The 20716-nt window shown below is 68.7% G+C and carries 20 protein-coding genes; 9 read left to right on the plus strand and 11 right to left on the minus strand.

Annotation, left to right across the window (positions count from 1 at the left end):
* Nucleotides 1-92 precede the first annotated feature (92 nt).
* The gene (locus EDD27_RS29910; RefSeq protein WP_127935345.1) at nt 93-1220 is read left to right on the plus strand and encodes a winged helix DNA-binding domain-containing protein; all 1128 of its coding nucleotides are present in this window, start codon (nt 93-95) and stop codon (nt 1218-1220) included.
* Between the two features lie 24 nt (nt 1221-1244).
* Here EDD27_RS29910 and EDD27_RS29915 read toward each other — a convergent pair whose 3' ends face one another.
* Entirely contained in the window at nt 1245-1496 is a 252-nt protein-coding gene (locus EDD27_RS29915) for a hypothetical protein (RefSeq protein WP_127935346.1), read from the minus strand.
* 611 nt (nt 1497-2107) lie between these two features.
* On the opposite strand from EDD27_RS29915, the gene EDD27_RS29920 reads away from it, so the two are divergent.
* The 3 genes from EDD27_RS29920 to EDD27_RS54630 all read left to right on the plus strand — a co-directional run bounded on the left by EDD27_RS29920 (nt 2108) and on the right by EDD27_RS54630 (nt 3580).
* A complete protein-coding gene (locus EDD27_RS29920) occupies nt 2108-2557 on the plus strand; it encodes a hypothetical protein (protein WP_127935347.1) in 450 nt (149 codons plus the stop codon).
* A gap of 90 nt (nt 2558-2647) precedes the next feature.
* Nucleotides 2648-3091, plus strand: a complete 444-nt coding sequence (locus EDD27_RS29925) for a carboxymuconolactone decarboxylase family protein (protein WP_127935348.1) — start codon at nt 2648-2650, stop codon at nt 3089-3091.
* A gap of 339 nt (nt 3092-3430) precedes the next feature.
* Complete coding sequence (locus EDD27_RS54630; RefSeq protein ID WP_164903386.1) at nt 3431-3580, plus strand: hypothetical protein; 150 nt, start codon at nt 3431-3433, stop codon at nt 3578-3580.
* A 51-nt stretch (nt 3581-3631) separates the two neighbouring features.
* Here the strand turns inward: EDD27_RS54630 and EDD27_RS29930 are convergent, their stop codons facing one another.
* Together EDD27_RS29930 and EDD27_RS29935 are read right to left on the minus strand one after the other, a co-directional pair.
* Nucleotides 3632-4255: a pyridoxamine 5'-phosphate oxidase family protein gene (locus EDD27_RS29930; protein ID WP_127935349.1), complete on the minus strand. Its 624-nt coding sequence runs from the start codon at nt 4253-4255 to the stop codon at nt 3632-3634.
* Nucleotides 4224-4811 (minus strand): winged helix-turn-helix transcriptional regulator, encoded by a 588-nt coding sequence (locus EDD27_RS29935; protein ID WP_127935350.1) that lies wholly within the window; start codon nt 4809-4811, stop codon nt 4224-4226. The genes EDD27_RS29930 and EDD27_RS29935 overlap by 32 nt, the downstream gene beginning before the upstream one ends.
* 56 nt (nt 4812-4867) lie before the next feature.
* On the opposite strand from EDD27_RS29935, the gene EDD27_RS29940 reads away from it, so the two are divergent.
* Nucleotides 4868-5731: an alpha/beta fold hydrolase gene (locus EDD27_RS29940; RefSeq protein ID WP_206641719.1), complete on the plus strand. Its 864-nt coding sequence runs from the start codon at nt 4868-4870 to the stop codon at nt 5729-5731.
* Here EDD27_RS29940 and EDD27_RS29945 read toward each other — a convergent pair whose 3' ends face one another.
* Both EDD27_RS29945 and EDD27_RS29950 read right to left on the minus strand, forming a co-directional pair.
* A complete protein-coding gene (locus tag EDD27_RS29945) occupies nt 5732-6817 on the minus strand; it encodes a PrsW family intramembrane metalloprotease (RefSeq protein WP_127935351.1) in 1086 nt (361 codons plus the stop codon).
* A gap of 60 nt (nt 6818-6877) precedes the next feature.
* Entirely contained in the window at nt 6878-8059 is a 1182-nt protein-coding gene (locus tag EDD27_RS29950) for an amidohydrolase (RefSeq protein ID WP_421916006.1), read from the minus strand.
* Nucleotides 8060-8126: 67 nt separating this feature from the next.
* Between EDD27_RS29950 and EDD27_RS29955 the strand changes: the two genes are divergently transcribed.
* Both EDD27_RS29955 and EDD27_RS29960 read left to right on the plus strand, forming a co-directional pair.
* Complete coding sequence (locus EDD27_RS29955; RefSeq protein WP_127935353.1) at nt 8127-8525, plus strand: ester cyclase; 399 nt, start codon at nt 8127-8129, stop codon at nt 8523-8525.
* An 86-nt stretch (nt 8526-8611) separates the two neighbouring features.
* Nucleotides 8612-9013 carry a TIGR03618 family F420-dependent PPOX class oxidoreductase gene (locus EDD27_RS29960; RefSeq protein WP_127935354.1) on the plus strand — a complete coding sequence of 134 codons (402 nt, stop codon included), beginning with the start codon at nt 8612-8614 and terminating at the stop codon, nt 9011-9013.
* Here the strand turns inward: EDD27_RS29960 and EDD27_RS29965 are convergent.
* Nucleotides 8973-10367, minus strand: a complete 1395-nt coding sequence (locus tag EDD27_RS29965; protein ID WP_206641720.1) for an MFS transporter — start codon at nt 10365-10367, stop codon at nt 8973-8975. The genes EDD27_RS29960 and EDD27_RS29965 overlap by 41 nt on opposite strands.
* 162 nt (nt 10368-10529) lie before the next feature.
* Between EDD27_RS29965 and EDD27_RS29970 the strand changes: the two genes are divergently transcribed.
* Nucleotides 10530-11357 (plus strand): glycerophosphodiester phosphodiesterase, encoded by an 828-nt coding sequence (locus EDD27_RS29970; RefSeq protein ID WP_127935355.1) that lies wholly within the window; start codon nt 10530-10532, stop codon nt 11355-11357.
* A gap of 139 nt (nt 11358-11496) precedes the next feature.
* Here the strand turns inward: EDD27_RS29970 and EDD27_RS29975 are convergent, their stop codons facing one another.
* The 3 genes from EDD27_RS29975 to EDD27_RS29985 form a co-directional block, all read right to left on the minus strand.
* Nucleotides 11497-14316: a vitamin B12-dependent ribonucleotide reductase gene (locus EDD27_RS29975; protein WP_127935356.1), complete on the minus strand. Its 2820-nt coding sequence runs from the start codon at nt 14314-14316 to the stop codon at nt 11497-11499.
* On the minus strand, nt 14313-14768 hold the full coding sequence (nrdR, locus tag EDD27_RS29980) for a transcriptional regulator NrdR (RefSeq protein WP_090941385.1): 456 nt from the start codon (nt 14766-14768) through the stop codon (nt 14313-14315). The genes EDD27_RS29975 and nrdR overlap by 4 nt, the downstream gene beginning before the upstream one ends.
* Before the next feature lie 692 nt (nt 14769-15460).
* Nucleotides 15461-15775 carry a LysM peptidoglycan-binding domain-containing protein gene (locus tag EDD27_RS29985; protein WP_164903843.1) on the minus strand — a complete coding sequence of 105 codons (315 nt, stop codon included), beginning with the start codon at nt 15773-15775 and terminating at the stop codon, nt 15461-15463.
* Between the two features lie 1041 nt (nt 15776-16816).
* Here EDD27_RS29985 and lexA point away from each other — a divergent pair.
* Complete coding sequence (lexA, locus tag EDD27_RS29990; protein WP_127935358.1) at nt 16817-17524, plus strand: transcriptional repressor LexA; 708 nt, start codon at nt 16817-16819, stop codon at nt 17522-17524.
* A 342-nt stretch (nt 17525-17866) separates the two neighbouring features.
* Here the strand turns inward: lexA and EDD27_RS29995 are convergent, their stop codons facing one another.
* Both EDD27_RS29995 and EDD27_RS30000 read right to left on the minus strand, forming a co-directional pair.
* Nucleotides 17867-19309, minus strand: a complete 1443-nt coding sequence (locus EDD27_RS29995) for a family 43 glycosylhydrolase (RefSeq protein WP_127935359.1) — start codon at nt 19307-19309, stop codon at nt 17867-17869.
* Nucleotides 19306-20661, minus strand: coding sequence for a glycoside hydrolase family 43 protein (locus EDD27_RS30000; RefSeq protein WP_127935360.1), 1356 nt, complete (start codon nt 20659-20661; stop codon nt 19306-19308). The genes EDD27_RS29995 and EDD27_RS30000 overlap by 4 nt, the downstream gene beginning before the upstream one ends.
* Nucleotides 20662-20716: the final 55 nt, after the last annotated feature.

Raw genomic sequence — 20716 nt, forward strand, 5'->3', positions numbered from 1 at the left:
AGGCCGCAAGGCCGCAAGGCCGCAAGGCCGCAAGGCCGCAAGGCCGCAAGGCCGCAAGGGAATCGTCGGTGGGGTGGTGTAGAAGTGGGCGGGTGACGACCAAACTCACCTGGCCTCAGATCCTGGCATGGCGCCTGCACCGGCAGTTCGTGAGCGGAGCCGACGCCCCCGATGTCGTGACCGTGGCCCGCAGGTTGTGCGGCGTGCAGACGCAGGTGGCCTCGTCGGCGCAGCTGGCGGTGGCGGTCAGGAGCGCGAAGCCGGACCCGGACGAGGTCGACCGTGCCCTGTGGACCGACCGGACCCTGGCCAAGACGTGGATCATGCGCGGCACCCTGCACCTGGTCCCCGCCGACGAGCTGGCAGCATACTGCGCCGCCCTGGGCACGCTGCGGTTCTGGGAGAAGGGGTCGTGGCAGCGCGGCCACGGCGTCACCGCCGCCGAGATCGCGGCGATCATCGAGGCGGTCCCGCAGGCGCTGAGTGACGGAGCTCAGCGGCCGCTGACCCGCGAGGAGCTGGTCGACGCCGTGGTGGCGGTGACTGGCAACGCCCACTTGCGGGAGGCGCTGACGTCCGGCTGGGGCGCCCTGCTCAAGCCGCTGAGCCGCCTGGGCGAGCTGTGCTACGGCCCGCCCCGCGAGGGCAGGGTGACGTTCACCGCCCCGCGCGCCTGGATTCCGGGCTGGCCGTCCGAGCCGCCGCCGTTCGAGGAGGCCGGCGTTCGGGTGGTGCGGGCGTTCCTCGGCGCGCACGGCCCGGCGACGCCGGAGATGTTCGACACCTGGCTGTTCGGCGGCGTGGCCAGGAAGGCGGTGCTCAAGGGCTGGTTCCGCGATCTGGCGCCCGAGCTGACCGAGGTGGAGACCGACGACGGGATGACTTTGCTCGCGCTGACCGAGCATCTGGACGACCTGGCGAGCATCCGGCCGTCCACAAAGGTCCACCTGCTGCCCGGCTTCGACCAATACATTCTGGCCGCCCCGCGCGCGCTCGCCCCGCTCATCCCGCCGCCACTCAAACCCAAGGTCAGCCGCCAGGCAGGCTGGATCTCCCCCGTGGTCGTCCACGAGGGCCGGGTGGCGGGCGTCTGGGAGGCCAGGAACGGCGACATCACCCTGGACCTGGCCGCCCCGGTGCCTCAGGGTCCGCTGGAGGAGGCCGTCGACCGCATGCGCAGCCTCCTGCGGTTTCAGGCGCGCGGCCTCCCAGGGTCCTAGGAGGCGTACGCGCTCTCCTGAGCCCTAGGACGCGCTGCCCGCCATGACGCGGTCGACGATGCCCTTGGTGCCTTCCTCGCGGGCGCAGTGCGCGCAGCAGTACCAATGCTCACCCGCCTGCACTCCGTGCCCGATGACCTTGGTGCCGCAGTGCTCGCACACCGGCGCCATGGCCTCGATCGCGCACTGGAAGCAGTCGAAGGTGTGCACCGCTCCCTGCGCGTGCACCTCGAACGCCATGTCGTAGTCGTTGCCGCAGGTCTCGCAGACAGCCATGGTGATCCCCTTTGCAGTCGAGTCCGCCCGGGGGGATACCCCGTTCCGTGGTCCCCTTTCCTCAAAGAACCGCCATATTCCGGCCGTCCCGTCTGTCACGACCGTTCCACCGCGAAACGCGCCACCAGCGGCAATGCCAGCAGCCCGAGCGCGGCGAGCGCCACGGGCAGGCCGAGCCACCCGCTCAGACCAGCCACGAGCAACGGGCTGACCACGAATCCCGTGTACGAGGTACATCACCTTGAGCGGAATCCGTGACACCGCCTGCACGATGGGCCGCCCGGCCGTGAGGGCACCCATGTAGACGGCGGGCGCGGCGCTCGACAGCGGCGGCGTGGCGCCGCGATGGTCCTCCAGCAGCAGCACCGACCACTGCTCGACCGAGTTCTCGATGATGAGCAGACAGGCGGCCAGCGCCCCCAGCACGACGGCGAGTCCCCAGAGTCCCCGCCCAGCTCCAGCTTGATGGCCGGCAGCAGGCCCGACCAGGAGCCCCAGAACACGGCCCAAGCGGCGCGGACCGCGATGAGCGGCATCCAACCCCTTGCAATTACGGTAAGGCCACAGTAAAGATCAACGATGTCCTTATATCCCCTGTCGAAGGGAAAACCGTGCTCACGCGAACGGTCATAGCGGCCGCCCTAGTCGCCGCCGGGATCGCCGCCATCCCCTCCTCCGCGTACGCGGCCACGGCGCGCTATACCCCCGAGCGCATCTGCGGCCCCGGCTTCCACCGCGTCAAGGACGGGCACCGGGCGATGAAGACGCAGGGCGGCGCCGTGTTCGGGCATGTCTACCTCATGTACAGCAAACGCTCCGGCAAGAACTGCGTGGCCGCGATCAAGACCGCGTACCGGGGCATCCGCTCCGTCACCGGCGCCTATCTCGAGGTACGGGGCGGCGGCACGTCGCAGGACGTGCAGAAGTACCGCTACTACGCTGAGACCGGTCATCTCGACGGCAGCTGGAAGTGCGTGCGGTACTCCGGGTGGACCCGCGACCCCGACGGCCGGGTCGAGGCGTGGGGCGGCCGCCAGTCCTGGGGCAACTGCCAGGGCTGAGACCTCATCCGAAGTTTTTCCGCGAAGCTGTCACAACCGGGCCACCTCCCCCGTCCTGTCTCTGCGAACAGAAGAACTGAGGAGGTTCACATGTCCCAGCGGATCAATGTCGCCAAGAACATCCCCGAGGTGTACCACCACCTCCTGGGGGTGGAGAAGATCTTGCACGACAGCGAGCTGCCGACCAGCACCATTCTGCTGATCAAGCTGCGCGCCAGCCAGATCAACGGCTGCGCCTACTGCGTCGACATGCACAGCCACCACATGAAGAAGGACGGTGAGAGCGACGAACGCCTGTGGATGGTGGCGACCTGGCGCGAGGCCACGGTCTTCACCCCGGCCGAGCGGGCTGCGCTCGCGTTGACGGAGGAGGCGACCAGGCTGCCGGACCGGCAGACTGTGTCGGACGAGGTGTGGCAGGAGGCGAGCGAGCACTACAGCGAGAAGCAGCTCGCTCTGCTGCTCGCCGCCATCGCGATGATCAACGCCTGGAACCGGATCGCCGTCCCCGCCCGCCTCACTCCCGGCAGCTGATCTCGTAGAAATGCATTGAGCCGGCCCGGCGCTCCGGCTAGGTTGGCGCGCATGGCAGGCGGAAAGCGCCCGCCAGGCCGCCATCAAGTCGAGCGGCGCACAGTCGTTGAAAGGAGAACGACGCGCTTCGGAAAGGGGATACACCATGAAACGCGTCAAAGTCACCAAGGCGACGGCCATGCGGCGTCCGCGGCCGGCCATGGAGTTGGACCTGCGTTCACCCGCGGGTCGCAAGCTTCCCTACTGACTTGCTCCTTACAGCAAACTTACGGGGGTATCTGTAGATAACATAGGTAACAGAAACATCACGGGGGGCTGACTGTGAAAAGGCTTGTGGTGGTGCCGCCACACGTTGTCAGGCACAAGGTCCGCGACATTCGGTCGGCAGACCGCCGCAAGCCGCCCGCCGATCCCAAGGTGATCGATTTGCGGGCCTACACCGGCAGAAACGTGATCCGCTTCCCCGGCGGCCCCACGCCTGCCGCCTAGCCCCACCGGACGACCCAGGCCGACCTGCGCTGCGGCCTGGGTCTTTGCATGTCAGGAGGCATAGAGCTTCTTGGCGTACGTCTCGCCGTAGTAGCTCTCGAGCTCCTCGACGGTCTCCTCGACCTTCTGCACGTCCTTGACCAGCCTCGCGTGCGAGGGCAGGCCGCCGTCGCCCCAGGTGTCCGGCTTCCACAACCCCGAGCGCAGGAACGCCTTGGCGCAGTGGAAGAAGATCTGCTCGATCTCCACGACGAGGGCGAGATGCGGGCGGTGGCCCTTGACGATCAACTCGTCGAAGAACGGGGCTTCGCGGACGAGCCGGGCGCGGCCGTTGATACGGAGGGTCTCGTTGCGGCCGGGAATGAGAAAGATCAACCCCACATGCGGATTTTTCAGGATATTGAGGAATCCATCCGCTCTGCGGTTTCCTGGGCGGTCAGGGATGGCGATCGTGGCGTCGTCGATGACATGGACGAACCCGGCGGGGTCGCCCTTGGGCGAGACGTCACAGTTGCCCTGATCGTCGGAGGTGGCGATCAGGCAGAACGGCGAAGCCGCCAGCCACTGCCGGTCACGCTCGTGCAGGCGTACCCGCTCCTTGGTGGCCGCCCGCGGCATGACCTCCCCCAGCAGGTCGCGCAGCTCAGCCTCGGACTCGATCTCCGCCCAGCTCATGTGATCTCCCTTCGAGGGTTTCCCTGATGATTTTGTCAGGAATGGGAGCCAACATCCGGTGTGGCGTCCGAAGGGCGAGACTGACCAGGTCCTCGCGCGTGTCGTGGCGCAGGCCCGGCCCCGGGCGGACCTCGACCTCCTCCAGCGGGACGCTCCGGCGGCAGGCCGGGCAGCCGGACTGCGGGTCGAGCCGGGCCCGGCAGGTCACGTGGTGGTACAGGCGACGGGGGCCGTGCGCGGCGAGATGGCGCTCGCCCCACTGCGTCAGGGCCAGCACGGGCGGCCAGAGCTCGCGGCCCATGGGGGTCAGGACGTACTCGTCGCGCGGCGGCGCGTCCTGGTAGCGGCGCCGGTCGAGGACGCCGGCCGCGACGAGCGTGGCGAGCCGCTGGGAGAGAACGGCTCGCGGGATGTCGAGGTGGGCCTGGAAGTCGCCGAAGCGCCGCACGCCGTACATGGCGTCGCGGACCACGAGCAGCGTCCACCGCTCGCCGATCACCTCCAGGGCCTTGGCGAGGGAGCAGTCCTGACCGTCGTAGTTCTTGCCGAGCGCCATGGGGCGCATGTTAGTTCATTCACCGAACCGTGCTAGCGTGCGGCACCATGAGTTCAATGACCGAACCGACTATCGAATCGCGCATGGCCGACCTCGACGGCCTGCGCATGCACTACGTGATCGCCGGCGAAGGACCTCTGCTGGTCCTGCTGCACGGCTGGCCGCAGAGCTCCTACTGCTGGCGGCGGCTCATCCCCGCCTTGGCCGGCCGCTTCACCGTCGTCGCCCCCGACCTGCGCGGGTACGGCCGCACGGACAAGCCGGTCGCCGGCTACGACAAGCGCACGATGGCGGCCGACATCCGAGCCCTGGCACGCTCGCTCGGACACTCCACGCTCGTGCTCGCCGGCCACGACCGGGGCGCCAGGGTCGCCCACCGCTACGCGCTCGACCACCCAGGCGAGGTGGAGCGGCTGGTGGTCATGGACATCATCCCGACAAGGGAGATGTGGCGCAGGTTCGACATGACGACCGGCCTGGCGTCAGGCACCTGGCACTGGACGTTCCACCTGCAGCCCGATCTGCCGGAGCGGCTGGCGGGCCAGGACGTGCGCGGCTACTTGGGCTATTTCTTCGAGAAATGGACGGTGCAGCGGTCGCGGCTGGAGGTCGAGGAGTACGTGCGCGCGTTCGAGCAACCGGGCGCGCTGCGGGCCGGGTTCGAGGACTACCGGGCCTCGTTCCCGTACGACGCCGAGCACGACGACGCCGACTACAACGCGGGCCGGCGGCTGGAGATGCCGGTCCTCGCGCTCTGGGGCGCCGCCGGGCTGCCGAGCAGGGTGCCGGTGCTGGACATCTGGCGGGATTACGCCCTCGACGTGCGAGGAGCCGAAATCCCCGAGTGCGGGCACTTCCTGGCCGAGGAGCAGCCGGACGCGGTGCTCGCACACCTGTGGAACTTCCTCCTGCCCCGCTGATCACCAGCGGCGGGCCTGCGCCATCGCCCCGAGGTAGGCGTCGCGCTCCACCGCGAACCTGGCCGGGTCCATGCCCTGCCGTTCGGCCCGCAGGTGCAGCATGGTCAGCTCGGTCGCCGCCTGCTGGTAGTCGCTCATGGCCCGGCCGAGCCCGACTCCCCTGGCCCATTTGCGGGCCGCCTTGCGCGCCGACAACGTGCTGAGCATCCGGACGTCCTGGTCGGTGACGAGCCCGGTCTGCTGGTAGCCGGGCAGGTAGACGCTCATCTTGCCGACGAACTGCCGGCGTTCGACGACGGTCACGACGATGAGCAGGACGAGCGCCGCCATGATCACCAGGTACGCCATGCCCAGCCAGGCCAGCGAGCCCGTGGTGGCCGAGCCGTTCCAGAGCGCGTGCAGGAAGACCGCGCCGAGATAGCCGAGCGGGATCGCGGCGAGCCTGGCGGGCGAGCGGCGCGTCAGCGCGTAGGCGACGCCGAGTCCGATCATCGAGGTGTAGACGGGGTGACCGAGGGGGTCGATCAGGCCGCGCAACACGAACAGCTGGATCGCGCCGCTGACGCCGTCCTCACCGAACGCGAGCAGGTAGTAGCCGACGTTTTCGACGGCGGCGAAGCCGAGGCCGGCCATGGAGGCGTACACGATGCCGTCGGTCAGGCCGTCGATCTCGTGCCTCCTGCGCAGGAGCAGCAGCAGTGCCGAGCCTTTGAGCGCCTCCTCGACCACGGGGGCGAGCAGGACGGTGCCCACGTTCTCGACGACCGCGGCGCCGTACCCCGCCCTGACGAACAACTCCTGGCCGAGGAGCGTGAACCCCACGGCCACCACGACGGCCACCCCTGCGCCCCACGCGAACGCGAACGCCAGATGCAGCTTCGGCTCCGGCTCCAGGCGATCAAGGGAGAGCACCGCGGCCAGCAGCACCGGCAGCGGCGCCACAGCGAGCAACGCCGACAGCCCGAACCCGAGAGGCCCGCCCGAGAGCAGCATGATGCCCAGGACGAGCAACGCGAGGATTCCCGAGACGACCAGGCCGATCAGAAGCGCCTTGCTGGGACGCTGAGCAAGCAGGGGGGCTGTCATGGTTGGCGCCTCTCTTTCCGTCAGGTCCGCCCACTATGCGCGCCACGCATCTACAGACGCTTAACGATTGCTTGAATCCCGGTAGTACGGATCCGCCACGATGGGCTCACCCTCCGTGTACGAATACACCTCCCGGCCGGAAATGAACACCCTCAACGCGCGGCTCATGACGTCCAGCGGATCACCGGACCAGATGACCACGTCGCCGTCGAGCCCCGGCCGCAGCGCGCCCACCCGGTCGTCGATGCCCATGATGCGGGCCGGGTTCACGGTGATCGAGCGCAGCGCCGTGTCACGGTCGAGTCCTTCCTTGACCGCCAGTGTGGCCTGGTGGACGAGGAAGTGGATCGGCACGACGGGATGGTCGGTGGTGATGGCCAGCTCGACCCCGGCCCGCGCCAGGATGCCGGGGTTACGCAGGCTGCGCTGCCGCAGCTCCACCTTGGACCGGCTGGTGAAAAGCGGCCCGATGATCACCGGGACGTTCCTGGCGGCCAGCGTGTCGGCCAGCAGATGACCTTCGGTGCCGTGGTTGATCACCAGCCGGTAGCCGAACTCGGCCGCCAGCCGCAGCGCGGTCGCGATGTCGTCGGCCCGGTGGGTGTGCTGGCACCACGGCAGCTCACCGTCCAGCACGCGGACGAGGATCTCGAGGGTGGCGTCGCGGTCGAACGGCTTGCCCTCGTCCGCCGCGGCGGCCTTCCTGGCCTTGTAGTCCTCGGCCTTCATGAGCGCCTCGCGGATCACCGCGGCGATGCCCTGGCGGGTGGAGGGCAGTTTCTTCTGGTCGCCGTACACCCGCTTGGGGTTCTCGCCGAGTGCGCTCTTGACGCTCACCGGCTCCTTGATCAGCATCTCGTCGACGGTCCTGCCCCAGCACTTGACCGCGACCGTCTGGCCGCCGATGGGGTTGCCGGAGCCCGGCTTGATCACCGCGGTCGTCACGCCGCCGGAGAGCGCGTCGGCGAAGGCGAGGTCGGCGGGGTTGATCGCGTCGAGCGCACGCAGGCGGGCGCCGTTGGGGTCGGTCATCTCGTTGGTGTCGCTGCCGGCCCACCCCTCGGCCTCCTCGTGCACGCCCAGGTGCCCGTGGGCCTCCACGAAGCCGGGCAGCACCCAGCCACCCGCGGCGTCCACGATCTCGAAGCCGTCGGGGATCCGCACGTCCGCGCCCACCTCGGCGATCTTCCCGTCCGCGATGAGAACGACTCCGCCGTCGATGGGGGCACTGTCGACAGGCACGACATATCCGCCAGAAATAGCAAAATTCACGGCTCGTAACTTATCGGGCAGCGGGTAGGAGGCCGGAATGATCCCCGACTTGTACGAGCGATGGCTGCTCGAGATGTGGAACGGTGACTTCAAGCTCGCCCACGACCTCGTCACCCCCGGCTTCGTCGGCCACTGGCCCGGCATGGACGTGCACGGGCCCGGCGGACTGGTTGAAGCGCTGGAGCAGGGGCACGCCCCGTTCGGCGACGTCACGGTCACGCTGGACGTGGGCCCGATCGTGGACGGGGACCGGGTGGCGGCCCGGTGGACCTTCAGCGGGGCGTACCGGGGCGGTCTGCCCGGCGCCGGAGCGCCGGTGGGGACGAGGGTGGCCTTCAGCGGTCACGACATCCTGCGAGCCGAAGGTGACAGGTTCGCCGAATACTGGGTGATCTCGGACGCGCAGACGTTCAACCAGCAGCTTCGGATAGGGTGATACGTCTCCAACCCCGATGGAGGACTTGTCAGGTGCCGCAGGAACACGGCTCGGGCACGGGACCGAGATCGTTGACGGACGAGGAGATGTCGCAGCTGCTGGCGCAGCAGCGTTTCGGCGCGCTGGCCACCAACCAGAGCAGCGGCCACCCCCACCTGTCCACCGTCCTCTACACGTGGGACCCGCGCCAGCGCGTCGTGCGGATCTCGACCATCGCCGACCGGCTCAAAGTGCGGGATCTGCACAAGGACCCGCTCTGCGCCCTGTACGTGACCAGCAACGACTTCTGGTCCTACGCCGTGGCCGAGGGCGAGGCGGAGTTGTCGCCGGTGACCACGGAGCCCGGAGACGAGGTGGGCATGGAGCTGCTCGCCATGCAGACGGCGCTGACCGACGAGGTGGCGTTCCTGCAGCAGATGGTGACCGACCGCCGGCTGGTGATCAGGCTCAGGGCGTCACGGCTGTACGGGACCGCTCTCGGCGACTAGCCCGGCGCCGGTTGTAGGCCACGGTCGCGATCACGATCAGCACGAGCCCCAGGTCGATGGCGGCCGACCAGCGCATTGCGGCGACGTGGCCGCCGTCCCGCGCGGCCGCGAAGAACACCGCGCCGATCACGGCCACTCCGCCCGCCCCCGCGAACTGCTGCGCCGTGCTCAGCATGCCGGAGCCGATGCCGGCCTGGTGCGGCTCGACCTCCACCAGCGCCGCCCCGATGAGCTGCGGCAGGACCAGCCCGTTGCCCGCGCCGACGAGCATGAGCGCGCCCATGACGTACGGCAGCCCGAGCCCGGCCGTGGCCACCAGCAGGCCGAGCCCGAGCGCCGTCACCGTGCCGCCGATCATGACGACGATCAGCCCGTACCTCCTGACCAGCCGCGTCCCGAGCACCGAGGTGAGCGAGAACAGCACCCCCATCGGCGCGAACGCCAGCCCCGCCTGGAACGCCGTCAGCCCCATCCCGCCCTGCAGCAGCAGCGTCAGCGTGAACATGAACGCGGCGAAGTACGCCATGAAGGCCACGATCGACCCGACACCCGCCAGGTAGGAGTGGACCTTGAGCAGCGCCAGGTCGAGCACCGGCTGCCCGCCGCGCGCCCCGAGCCGCCGCTGCCACCGCCAGGTCAGCGCGAACACCGGCACGCTCGCCGCCATGCTGACCCAGGTCCAGGCGGGCCAGCCCAGGCTGTTGCCGAGGCCGAGCGGCACCAGCACCAACGCCAGGCCCGCGGCCAGGCCGGCCGCGCCCGGCAGGTCCAGCTTCGGCCTGCGGGCCGTGTCGACGTGCGGCAGCAGCCACGCCGCCAGCGGCACGACGAACAGGCCGACGGGCAGGTTGATGAGGAAGACGACCCGCCAGCCGAGGCCCAGCACGTCGGCCGTCAGCAGTAAGCCGCCGAGCACCTGCCCCGCGATGGAGCCCACACCGCCGACCGCGCCGTACCAGCCGACTGCCCTGCTCCGCTCCGCCGGCGGGTACACGGCCGAGATCGTCGCCAGCACCTGCGGCACCATCGCCGCACCCGCCAGGCCTTGCAGCAGGCGGGCGACGACCAGTTGGGCCGGGTTCACGGCGATCCCGCACAGCACCGAGGCGACGGTGAACGCGGCCACGCCCCAGATGAACACGCGCCGATAGCCGTAGCGGTCGCCCAGCCGGCCGCCAGTGATCATGCCGGCCGCGTACGTGAAGGCGTAGCCGCCGACGATCAACTCCAGGGCGGCGGGCCCGGTGTGCAGGTCGTGCTCGATGGAAGGGGCGGCCACGTTGACGACGAAGAAGTCGAACTGGGCCATGAACCATGCGGAGAGGAGGATGGCCAGCGTACCGGCAGATCTCACGACATTCAGGCTAGATCGTCGCCGCTACATGATCCCCATTGACCCGTGCGGGCGTGTCGTTTGCTCATCACCCCGGCATCGCGGGTCTACTCTTCTCTCAACTGTTGGTCATGCAATCTTGTCACCGTCGGTTCGTAGGCCCCTCTCCACAGGAGGAGACCCATGTTCCGATGTGTTGTGCTCGTCCTCGCCACCGTACTGTCCGCTCTCGCGGCCCCCGCCACCGCGGCCACCGCCGCCCCGGCGGTGCTCAACGTCGCGCATCGGGGCGCGTCCGCGTACGCTCCCGAGAACACGATCGCCGCCTTCGAGCTGGCCGGCAAGCACCGGGCCGACATGTTCGAGCTCGACGTCCAAGAGACCAAGGACCACGAACTGGTCCTCATGCACGACACCACCCTGTCCCGCACCACGAACGTGGAACGGGTCTTCCCCGGCCTGTCGCCCTGGAACGTCGGCGACCTCACGCTCGCGCAGATCGGCAAGCTGGACGCCGGCTCCTGGCTCAGCGACGAGTACGCAGGCGAACGAGTGCCCACGCTGGGTGAGGCGCTGCGCGCGATGAGCGGCTCCGGCATGGGACTCCTTCTGGAGGTCAAGAAACCGGAGCTCTACCCGGGGATCGAGCGGCGCATCGCCGACGAGCTGCGCCGCCACTCGAGCTGGCTCTCGCCGGGGCGGCTGGTGGTGCAGTCGTTCGACTTCGAGTCGATGCGGAGGTTCCACCGGCTGCTGCCCGACGTGCCGATCGGGCTCCTCGGCACACCCTCCACCTCCGCGCTGCCCGAGCTGGCGACGTTCGCCGACCAGATCAACCCGCAGTACACCACGCTCACGCCGTCATACGTGCGCCGCGTGCAGGGTCTCGGGATGCAGGTCCTCACCTGGACGGTGGACAATCCGGATGTCATGCGCCGGATGCTGACCTACCGAGTGGACGGGATCATCACCAACAAGCCGGACGTGCTGGACGAGTTGCTCGACACCTGACGACCGGACGGCAAGACGGTCCGGCGGGCGGCCAGGAACAGGACGCACATCGACATCCGGGTGCGTCGCGTAGCCCGCCGGCGCCGTCTCGAGAGCTCTCGGGGAGACGGCCTCAGCCGTCTCCCCGAGAGCTTCTGGCTCAGCTGCAGCCGCTGGTGGAGCCGCAGCCTTCGCAGACGTAGCAGCTGCCGGCGGGACGCATCTTGGTGCCGCAGGTCATGCAGAGCGGTGCGTCGGCCGTGAAGCGCTGGTGGCTCTCCAGCGTCAGCTCCTCCTTGGCCGCCGCCGGGCTCAGGCCGGTCTCCCTCGGCTTCTCCTCGATCGGCGCCGACTGGGCCAGCGCCTCCCGGTCCACCGTCTCCTGCAACGCCGCGGGGTCCTCCCCGCGCTGCTGCGCGGCCCGCTCCGCCGCCGAGAAGATGCCCAGGGCAGCCCGCTCCTCATAGGGCAGGTGGTCCAGGGCCAGGCGGCGGAAGATGTAGTCCATCACCGACGTCGCCATCCGGATGTCCGGGTCGTCCGTCATGCCCGCCGGCTCGAACCGCATGTTCACGAACTTGCTCATGTACGTCTCCAGCGGCACCCCGTACTGGAGACCGATGGAGATCGCGACGGAGAACGCGTCCATGACGCCCGCCAGGGTCGAACCCTGCTTGGACATCTTGAGGAAGACCTCGCCGAGCCCGTCGTCGGGGTAGGACGAAGCGGTCATGTAGCCCTTGGCGCCGCCCACCGTGAAGCGGGTGGTCATGCTCGGCCGCTGGTTGGGCATGCGCCGCCGGGTCGGCCGGTTGACCTCGATGACCTTGACCTCGGGCTCCTTGGCCGCCTCCTCCTTCTTGGCGCCGTTGCCGGCCGACAGCGGCTGGCCGACCTTGCAGTTGTCGCGGTAGACGGCCAGGGCCTTGAGCCCGAGCGTCCAGCCCTCCATGTAAACCTGCTCGATGTCGTCGATCGTGGCCGACTCGGGCAGGTTGACCGTCTTGGAGATGGCGCCGGACAGGAACGGCTGGGTGGCCGCCATCATGCGGACGTGCCCCATCGGCGCGATCGCCCGCTCGCCCATCGCGCAGTCGAACACCTCGTAGTGCTCCTTGCGCAGGCCCGGCGCGTCGACGACGTGGCCGTGCTCGGCGATGTACTCGACGATGGCCTCGATCTGCTCCTGCTGGTAGCCGAGCTGCTTGAGCGCCCGCGGGATCGTCTGGTTGACGATCTGCATCGAGCCGCCGCCGACGAGCTTCTTGAACTTGACCAGCGCCAGGTCCGGCTCGATGCCGGTCGTGTCGCAGTCCATCATGAGCCCGATCGTGCCGGTCGGGGCCAGGAGGCTGGCCTGGGCGTTGCGGTAGCCGTTCTTCTCGCCGAGCTTGAGGCACTCCGCCCACTGGCGCGACGCCTCGGCGTGGATCTTGGCGTCCATCGAGCCGATCGTGCGCAGGGAGTCGTTCGCCGCCGAGTGCTTGCGCATGACCCGCTTGTGCGGCTCGGCGTTTCTCGCATAACCGTCGTACGCCCCCACGACCCCGGCCAGCTCGGCGCTGCGGCGGTAGGACACGCCGGTCATCAGCGACGTGATCGCCCCCGCCACGGCCCGGCCGCCGTCGGAGTCGTAGGCGTGGCCGGTCGCCATCAGCAGCGCGCCGAGGTTGGCGTAGCCGATGCCGAGCTGCCGGTACGCCCGCGTGGTCTCGCCGATCTTCTCCGTCGGGAAGTCGGCGAACGTGATCGAGATGTCCATCGCGGTGATGATCAGCTCGGTCAGCTTGACGAAGTCGGCGACGTTGAAGGTGTTGTCGTCCTTCAGGAACTTCAGCAGGTTGATGCTGGCCAGGTTGCAGGAGGAGTTGTCCAGGTGGACGTATTCGCTGCACGGGTTGCTGGCGGTGATCCGCCCCGTCTCGGGGGTGGTGTGCCAGTCGTTGATCGTGTCGTCGTACTGCAGACCGGGGTCGGCGCACTCCCAGGCGGCCTTGGCCATCTTGCGGAACAAGTCCTTGGCGTCGACCGTCTCGATCACCTCGCCGGTGAGCCGGGCGCGCAGGCCGAACTTCTCGCCCTTCTCGACGGCCCGCATGAACTCGTCGGAGACGCGCACCGAGTTGTTGGCGTTCTGGTATTGGACGGAGACGATGTCCTTGCCGCCCAGGTCCATGTCGAAGCCGGCGTCCCGCAGCGCGCGGATCTTGTCCTCCTCGCGCGCCTTGGTCTCGATGAACTCCTCGATGTCGGGGTGATCGACGTCGAGGACGACCATCTTGGCGGCCCGGCGGGTGGCGCCACCGGACTTGATCGTCCCCGCGGACGCGTCCGCGCCGCGCATGAACGACACCGGCCCGCTGGCCGTGCCGCCGCTGCTGAGCAACTCCTTCGAGGAACGGATCCTGGACAGGTTGACGCCCGACCCGGAACCGCCCTTGAAGATCACACCCTCTTCCTTGTACCACTCCAGGATCGACTCCATCTGGTCGTCCACGGAGAGAATGAAACAAGCGCTTACCTGCTGAGGCGACTGGGTGCCCACGTTGAACCACACCGGCGAGTTGAACGCGAACACCTGGTGCGCCAGTGCGTGCTTCAGCTCGTGGTCGAAGATCTCGGCGTCCTCGTCGCTGGCGAAGTAGCCGTGCTCGAGGCCGGTACGGGTGTAGACGCCGACGACCCGGTCGATCAGCTGCTTCAGGCTCCACTCGCGCTGCGGGGTGCCCACGGCGCCGCGGAAGTATTTCGTCGTCACGATGTTGGCCGCGTTGACCGACCAGAACGCGGGGAACTCGACGCCCCGCTGCTCGAAGTTGACCGAGCCGTCGCGCCAGTTCGTCATGACGACGTCGCGGCGCTCCCACTGGATCTCGTCATACGGGTGCACGCCGGGCTTGGTGAAGATCCGCTTCATCTTCAGTCCCTTACGCGGACGCTTACCCCCGCGCGCCACTGAACCGCTGGCCGTCTCCGTCATGACTCCCCCTTCTCCGCCTTCAACTGTGAGATCTCGGCCTCGAAGTCCGCCAGGCTCTCGAAACCGCGATATACCGATGCGAATCGCAGATAGGCCACCTCGTCGAGCTCCCGCAGCGGGCCCAAGATCGCCAGGCCCACCTCGTTGGAGGGGATCTCGGCCGCGCCCTTGGCCCTGATGGCCTCCTCCACCCGCTGCCCGAGCTGCGCCAGCGAGTCCTCGCTGACCGGTCTTCCCTGGCAGGCCCGCCGTACGCCCGCGACGACCTTGTCCCGCGAGAACGGCTCCGTCACCCCGCTGCGCTTGCTGACCATGAGCAGCACGGTCTCCTGCGTGGTGAACCGGCGCCCGCACTCCGGGCAGGTGCGGCGGCGCCTGATGGCCGCGCCGTCGTCCGTCGAGCGGCTGTCGATGACCCTCGTGTCGGGGTGGCGACAGAACGGACAGTGCACGCTTTCGCCTCCTCGACCCGCGGCCACCACACGCGCCCATACGTCATCACCCGGACGAAACCGCCGTCACGGGACGCTTGCGCACACTCCACGGCTGGCCATGGAGCGGTCACGAAAACACAAGGTGTGGTGAACTACATCGGTGTAACTACTAGATGTTGTGGTCCAACCGTAGAAGCGTGCGACCATGAACGCAAGTTGAGCGGGCCCATCCGGCTGAAGTCGCTGATCAGCCCGTAGTCGCCTCGAGCCTCGGGCGTGTCGGCCTTCCCGAGCGGCGGGACGAAGGCCCGGCCTTGTCACATGCATTGCTGGCGGTCACGGCCGTGAACAAACCTCACAACAGTACCGGAGGGCCCTCCGTGCTCGACGCACCCTCCGGCACCGCATCGCAGCACAACGCCCTAAGGCGTTCCCCGGCATCGCCCGACCGCGCGCGGCCAACCGCCCCGACTCTGGCGCGGCGCAACAGGGAGCACCCGATCAGACCAGCACGACCGATCAGACATCGCACTCACGACGTCGCCTCACGACGCTGGCGACCCTCACGACGTCGCCTCACGACGCTGGCGACCCTCACGACGCCGCCTCACGACGTGGCAATGCTCGACGCCGTCACCTCACGACGTGGCGACCCTCGGCGTCGCAGGCCCCTCGGCATGGCGACCTCGACGTCGTCAGCGTCGCGCGATTCAGGGCCCCACCCTGGCGATGTCCCTCGGGACATAGAGACGAGTGCCGGGATGGATGATCGAGTCGGGGAGCCCGTTCAGGCGCTTGATCTCCTCGACCACCACTCCGGGATCCTCTCCCCCGGAGAGCACGTCGGCGATCGCCCACAACGTGTCCCCCTGACGGACCTCCACCCACGGCAGGCCGGCGTGACCGGGAACGACGACCTGCACCGCCGCATGACCGGCGGCGCGCGTCCCGAGCCAGAATCCGCCGAGCGACAGTAACGCCACCGCCACCACGAGCACGACCCGCCCTCGGCGAGTCAGCCGCACGGGCGGCGCGGACCGGCGGTCACGCCGTGACAGCCTTCGACGATCACGCCGCCCGATGGCCCTGCGCTTCCATCGCCGGCCAACCCCCTTCGCCGTGTCGGCCCTTCCCCGCCACCGGCGCGCCCCGGGCATCCCCGGCCCGTTGCCTGCCGCAAGCTTGGCCCGCGCCCTGCCGGCGCCAGGCAAGCCATGTGGCGTCCCCACCCCGGACACGCCGCGACCGGCTCCACCGCCGGGCCCACCGCCGGCTCCACCGCTCGTCCCAAACCGACCACGGACCGCCCCGCCACTGGGCCTCCCGACACTGGGCCCCCCACCACGACCAGCCCCGCCATCGACCCCGCCGCTCCGCCCCATCCGACCGCGACCTGCGCCGGCGCCGAGGTGTGTGCCGGTTCCGGGCCCTCCCCGACCCGTACCGGCTCCCTGCTCTCGGCGACCTTGGCCCATGCCGGAAGACCGCCGTCGCACGGCGGCCGGAGGGCTCTTCGCGGCGTCGACGCCTGCGGCTGCCGACGGGCCCGGCCGGCTCGGCTCGTCCGCATCCGTGTCGGACCGAGGCGGCGGGACCAGCCGCAGGCGGGGCCTCCCCTGACCCCGGCCCGCAATCCCCTCCGACGATGCTCCTCCGCGCCTTGCGGGACCACTCGAACGGAGCCCCAACCTCTTACCGGAATTTCCACGGGAGCCGCCCTCGGCCCGCGTATTGTCTCCCCGTCGGTCCTTACTCTGCGTAGCATCGGCAATGAGTGTGAGCTGTTTGGTGTCTTCGCTGGTCGTGTCCGTGTTTGTGGTCGCTCGCATGGATGACCTCCTGCCGTGTGGCCTGAGGAAAAGGCCGAATAAAGATCAGCAAATCGAACACGGTGTCGATCGAACTCCCGTACGATGTTGTACACCACACTGGCGACAATTTCGAGGAAGACTCGAACAATTGTTTGAAGATGATCTTCAACAGCGATAACGTCGCTGTGTGCGACATCGAGACCACAGAACGGCAGGTCCGCCGGTAGGGCGGGCGGCTGGGCTAGGAGGCAGAGCATGACCGAGCGGGATGACGCAAACGGGGTCAGCGACCTCGCGGTGCGCAGACGCGACTCCCTGGGTCTGACGCCCAGGCAGCGCAAGATCCTCGAAGTGATTCGCGACTCGGTGCAACAGCGCGGATATCCGCCCTCCATGCGGGAAATCGGCGAAGCGGTGCAGCTGACCAGCACCTCCAGCGTGTCGCATCAGCTCACGGCGCTCCAGCGCAAGGGCTACCTCAGGCGCGACCCCCACCGGCCGCGCGCCCTCGAGGTGCGCCTGCCGGGCGAGCCGGTGTTGTGGGTCGACCCAGACGCGGCAAACGACGAGCCTCCGGTGAGCCGTCCCACGGCCGCCTACGTTCCGCTTGTCGGCCGCATCGCCGCCGGTGGCCCGATCCTGGCCGAGGAGAGCGTCGAGGACGTCTTCGCGCTGCCCAAGCAGCTCGTCGGCGAAGGCACGCTGTTCCTCCTGCAGGTCGCCGGTGATTCGATGATCGAGGCCGCCATCGCCGACGGCGACTGGGTGGTCGTCCGCCAGCAGCCAGTGGCGGAGAGCGGCGACATCGTAGCCGCCATGATCGACGGCGAGGCCACCGTCAAGACCTTCAAGCGCAAGGACGGCCATGTCTGGCTCGTCCCGCACAACCCCAACTACGAGCCCATCCCCGGTGACGAGGCCACCGTCCTGGGCAAGGTCGTAGCGGTCCTGCGCCGGCTCTAATCGGGTCGGCGGCTTGGGCGCGCGCCACATCGCCGCGCCGCGTTCCGGCGCGCGCCAAAATACACACGCCGACGAGGCACGGCACCGCACCGCCGACCCCGCCATTCGTCATGCTCGTCCCTCAACCTCCTACGCGAATACGTGACTCGACGCTCCCACTCTCGAACGTCGCACAGCCCATCGACAGATGGGTCTCGGGCGTCGAGTCACCAATCAAGCTGCACACAGACAGTCACCCCTAGGGGATGTCGTGCGCCCGCTCGGGTGAGCGGCGTGCTCGCGCGGCGTCGTCTGGACGCTGCGGAAGCGGGTCTGTGGATGGCGTTCGTTTCAGGCCGGCGTTCACTCCAGGAGGAAACTGGCGCTGCCGCGGAAGGCGCTCGTGCCGTCGTTCTGCTCGAGCCACACCTGGCCGGCGCGATGGCGCAGGAAATACCCGGGGAAGTTCACCGACTCGAACGACACCGTGCCCGAGCCCGACAGACCGGCCCGCCGATGGAAGCCGGCGTCGGCGTTGAACAGGCTCGTGCCGTCTCGCCGCTCCACCCACGCCTCGTACGAGCGATGCCGCAGGTAATACCCAGGGAAGTTGGTCGACTCCAGTGAGACCGTGCCGGATCCGGACAGCCCGGTGGTCATCCTGAACTGGGAGTCCGCCAGCGGGGTGACGTTCGCCTCCAGTCGCGCCCTGAAGTCGTAGTGTCTGATCGCGGATACGGGCATGTCGTACGACATCAGCCGCACCGGCGTCGCTCCGTCGGGGACCGGGATGCCGAAGTCCGGGGTGCCGTCGGCCCGCCAGTAGATCTTCTGAACTCGGGTGCGCCGGTTCGGATCATTCAGGGGATCGCCTGAAATATCGCGGTAGTTGCGATCATGGTAGACGAGGATGTCGCTCTGCCCATCCTCCGACACCGTGAAGGAGTTGTGGCCGGGACCGTACTGGCTGGTCGCGGCGCTGGAGGCGAAGACCGGGTTCGGGCTCTTCGTCCAGGCGGAGGCCTGCAGCGGATCCGCCGATGCCGAGGCGGTCAGCAGTCCGAGGCAGTAGTTGGCGTCCGTGGCGCTGGCGGAGTAGGTGAGGAAGAGCCGTCCATTGCGCTGCAGCACCGAGGGACCTTCGGCCACTTTGTAACCGCGGGTCTCCCAGGCCAGCGTGGGCACGGTCAGCCGGGTCGTGGGGCCGGTGATCGTCCAGGGGTTGGCGCCCATGCGGGCGATGTACAGGTTGGAGTTGGTCGCGATGCCCGGTTCCTGCTGCGCCCAGAGCAGGTAGCGCACGCCGTTCGCGACGAAGGTGGTGGCGTCCAGGGAGAAGGTGTCCCACGGAGTAGTGATCCGGCCGCGCTCGGTCCAGGTGCCGGTCAGTGGGTTGGCGCTGGAGTTCTCCAGGACGTACATGCGGATCCGCCACACGTCGTCGGCTCGGCCCGCCGCGAAGTACACGTACCACCTGCCGTTGATGAAGTGGATCTCCGGCGCCCAGATGTGCGCGCCCATCTCGCCGGTCGCATGTTTGCGCCAGATGACCGTCTCCGGAGCGCTGGCGAGGCCCTGGATGGTGGTGGCCCGGCGCAGCACGATGCGGTCGTACTCGGGGACGGTCGCGGTGAAGTAGTAGTAGCCGTCGGTGTGGCGGAAGATGTGCGGGTCGGCGCGCTGGGCGGCCAACGGGTTGGTGTACTGCACGGCCGGCGAGGCGTGGGCGGCTCCGGCGGGAAGCGTCATCACGGCGAGCAGCGTAGCCAGGACGAGGGCGGCGACCCTACGCAGGTGTCTGTTCATGACAGCGGCGAGGTCACGGTGTAGGAGGCGTCGCCGGCGAACACCGAGCCGGAGGCTCGCAGGTCCAGGCGCATCTCGTAGTTGTAGTGGCGCAGGAAGCGGCCGGGCAGGTTGTACGACTCGAAGGAGATCGTGCCCGCGCCCGCCAGTCCGGTGCGCCCGCAGTACGTGGCGTCGCCCTTGAAGATCGCCGATCCGTCGTCGCGTTGCAGGGTCAGCCGCATGTTGTAGTGCCGCAAGTAGTAGCCGGGCTGGTTGACGGACTGGAAGGAGTAGCAGCCGGCGTGCGCCAGCCCGGCGACGACGGTGAACGTGGCGTCCCGGCGGTCGGCGAGCGGGCTCGCGGAGCTGAGCGGGTCCACGTAGGCGAGGTAGTCGCGGTGGCGCACGTACCGATCGGGGAAGTTGGCCGAGCGGAGTGAGCGGTTGCCTGTGGGCACCGCGGTCGTGTCGCCGACGTCCTCGCGCAGCACGGTGAAGTGCCTGGCGGTGCCGGACAGGCCGGGCAGTTCGACCTTGGCGCCGAACGAGGTGAGGTTCGAACTGTCGGCGTAGTAGTAGCGGCCGCCGGTGTAGTTGTCGAAGTAGATGCGCCACCGGCCGTCCGGCAGCCGCGTCAGCGCCGGACCCTCCAGACCCGAGCCCCAGCCGGCCCAGTTGCCTGTGCCGGTGAACTGCCAGGGGCCGTTGAGCGAGGTGGCGGTGGCGTGTTCGATGTATTTGGTCGTCTCGTTCTTGAGGAAGTTGTGGTAGGTGGAGCCGACCTTGACGACGAAGCTGTCGATGTAGTTCGCCGGGATGCCGAGGGGCGTCGGCGCGCTCCAGGTGGACAGGGCGCTGTTCGTGGCGGTGATCCGGTACGGTCGGAACTGCCCCGCCGTGCCGGTCGTGGACGCCGAGTAGATCACATGGACGCTGCCGTCGGAGTCTCTGAACCACTCCGGAGCCCAGGTGCTGCCGGTGGCGCCGTTCAGGCCGACGGTGACGTTGCGGAGGAAGGTCCAGGTCACGGTGTCGGCGCTGCGGGCGAAGCCGATGGTGTCGCCGGTCCAGTTGGTGGTGTAGACGAGGTAGTAGTAGCCGTCGGTGTGCCGCAGCACGCTCGGGTCGCGGATCAGGCCGGACGGCGGGGTGTAGGCGTTGGCGCGGACGAGCGAGAAGGTGGTGGCGTTCACCGAGTCGTAGACGTACATGTTCGACTCGCTGCTGTTGGTGAACGCGGTCATCAGGTAGTGCGGCGCCGGGCCGGCGGCGTGAGCCGGGCCGGTCGGCGCGAACACGGCGGCCGCGATGGCGGCGAATAACGCGACGACGCCGGTGAACGCCTTCCGAATGCCTCCACGTGTACGCATCAAGCGCCCCTCTGTGGTGTTAGCGTTAACATCTCACCTCGCCATCGTGGGCGGG

The organism is Nonomuraea polychroma, from assembly GCF_004011505.1.
GTDB lineage: Bacteria > Actinomycetota > Actinomycetes > Streptosporangiales > Streptosporangiaceae > Nonomuraea > Nonomuraea polychroma.

Bases quoted from the DNA above. Each gene is read 5' to 3' on its own strand.
- EDD27_RS29960 (WP_127935354.1), top strand. From the start codon at position 8,612: ATGTCGCAGCTGCTGGCGCAGCAGCGTTTCGGCGCGCTGGCCACCAAC.
- EDD27_RS29915 (WP_127935346.1), bottom strand. From the start codon at position 1,496: ATGGCTGTCTGCGAGACCTGCGGCAACGACTACGACATGGCGTTCGAG.
- EDD27_RS29975 (WP_127935356.1), bottom strand. From the start codon at position 14,316: ATGACGGAGACGGCCAGCGGTTCAGTGGCGCGCGGGGGTAAGCGTCCG.
- EDD27_RS29955 (WP_127935353.1), top strand. From the start codon at position 8,127: ATGATCCCCGACTTGTACGAGCGATGGCTGCTCGAGATGTGGAACGGT.
- EDD27_RS29940 (WP_206641719.1), top strand. From the start codon at position 4,868: ATGACCGAACCGACTATCGAATCGCGCATGGCCGACCTCGACGGCCTG.
- EDD27_RS29995 (WP_127935359.1), bottom strand. From the start codon at position 19,309: ATGAACAGACACCTGCGTAGGGTCGCCGCCCTCGTCCTGGCTACGCTG.
- lexA (WP_127935358.1), top strand. From the start codon at position 16,817: ATGACCGAGCGGGATGACGCAAACGGGGTCAGCGACCTCGCGGTGCGC.
- EDD27_RS29945 (WP_127935351.1), bottom strand. From the start codon at position 6,817: ATGACAGCCCCCCTGCTTGCTCAGCGTCCCAGCAAGGCGCTTCTGATC.
- EDD27_RS29970 (WP_127935355.1), top strand. From the start codon at position 10,530: ATGTTCCGATGTGTTGTGCTCGTCCTCGCCACCGTACTGTCCGCTCTC.
- EDD27_RS30000 (WP_127935360.1), bottom strand. From the start codon at position 20,661: ATGCGTACACGTGGAGGCATTCGGAAGGCGTTCACCGGCGTCGTCGCG.
- EDD27_RS29935 (WP_127935350.1), bottom strand. From the start codon at position 4,811: ATGGCGCTCGGCAAGAACTACGACGGTCAGGACTGCTCCCTCGCCAAG.
- EDD27_RS29930 (WP_127935349.1), bottom strand. From the start codon at position 4,255: ATGAGCTGGGCGGAGATCGAGTCCGAGGCTGAGCTGCGCGACCTGCTG.
- EDD27_RS29925 (WP_127935348.1), top strand. From the start codon at position 2,648: ATGTCCCAGCGGATCAATGTCGCCAAGAACATCCCCGAGGTGTACCAC.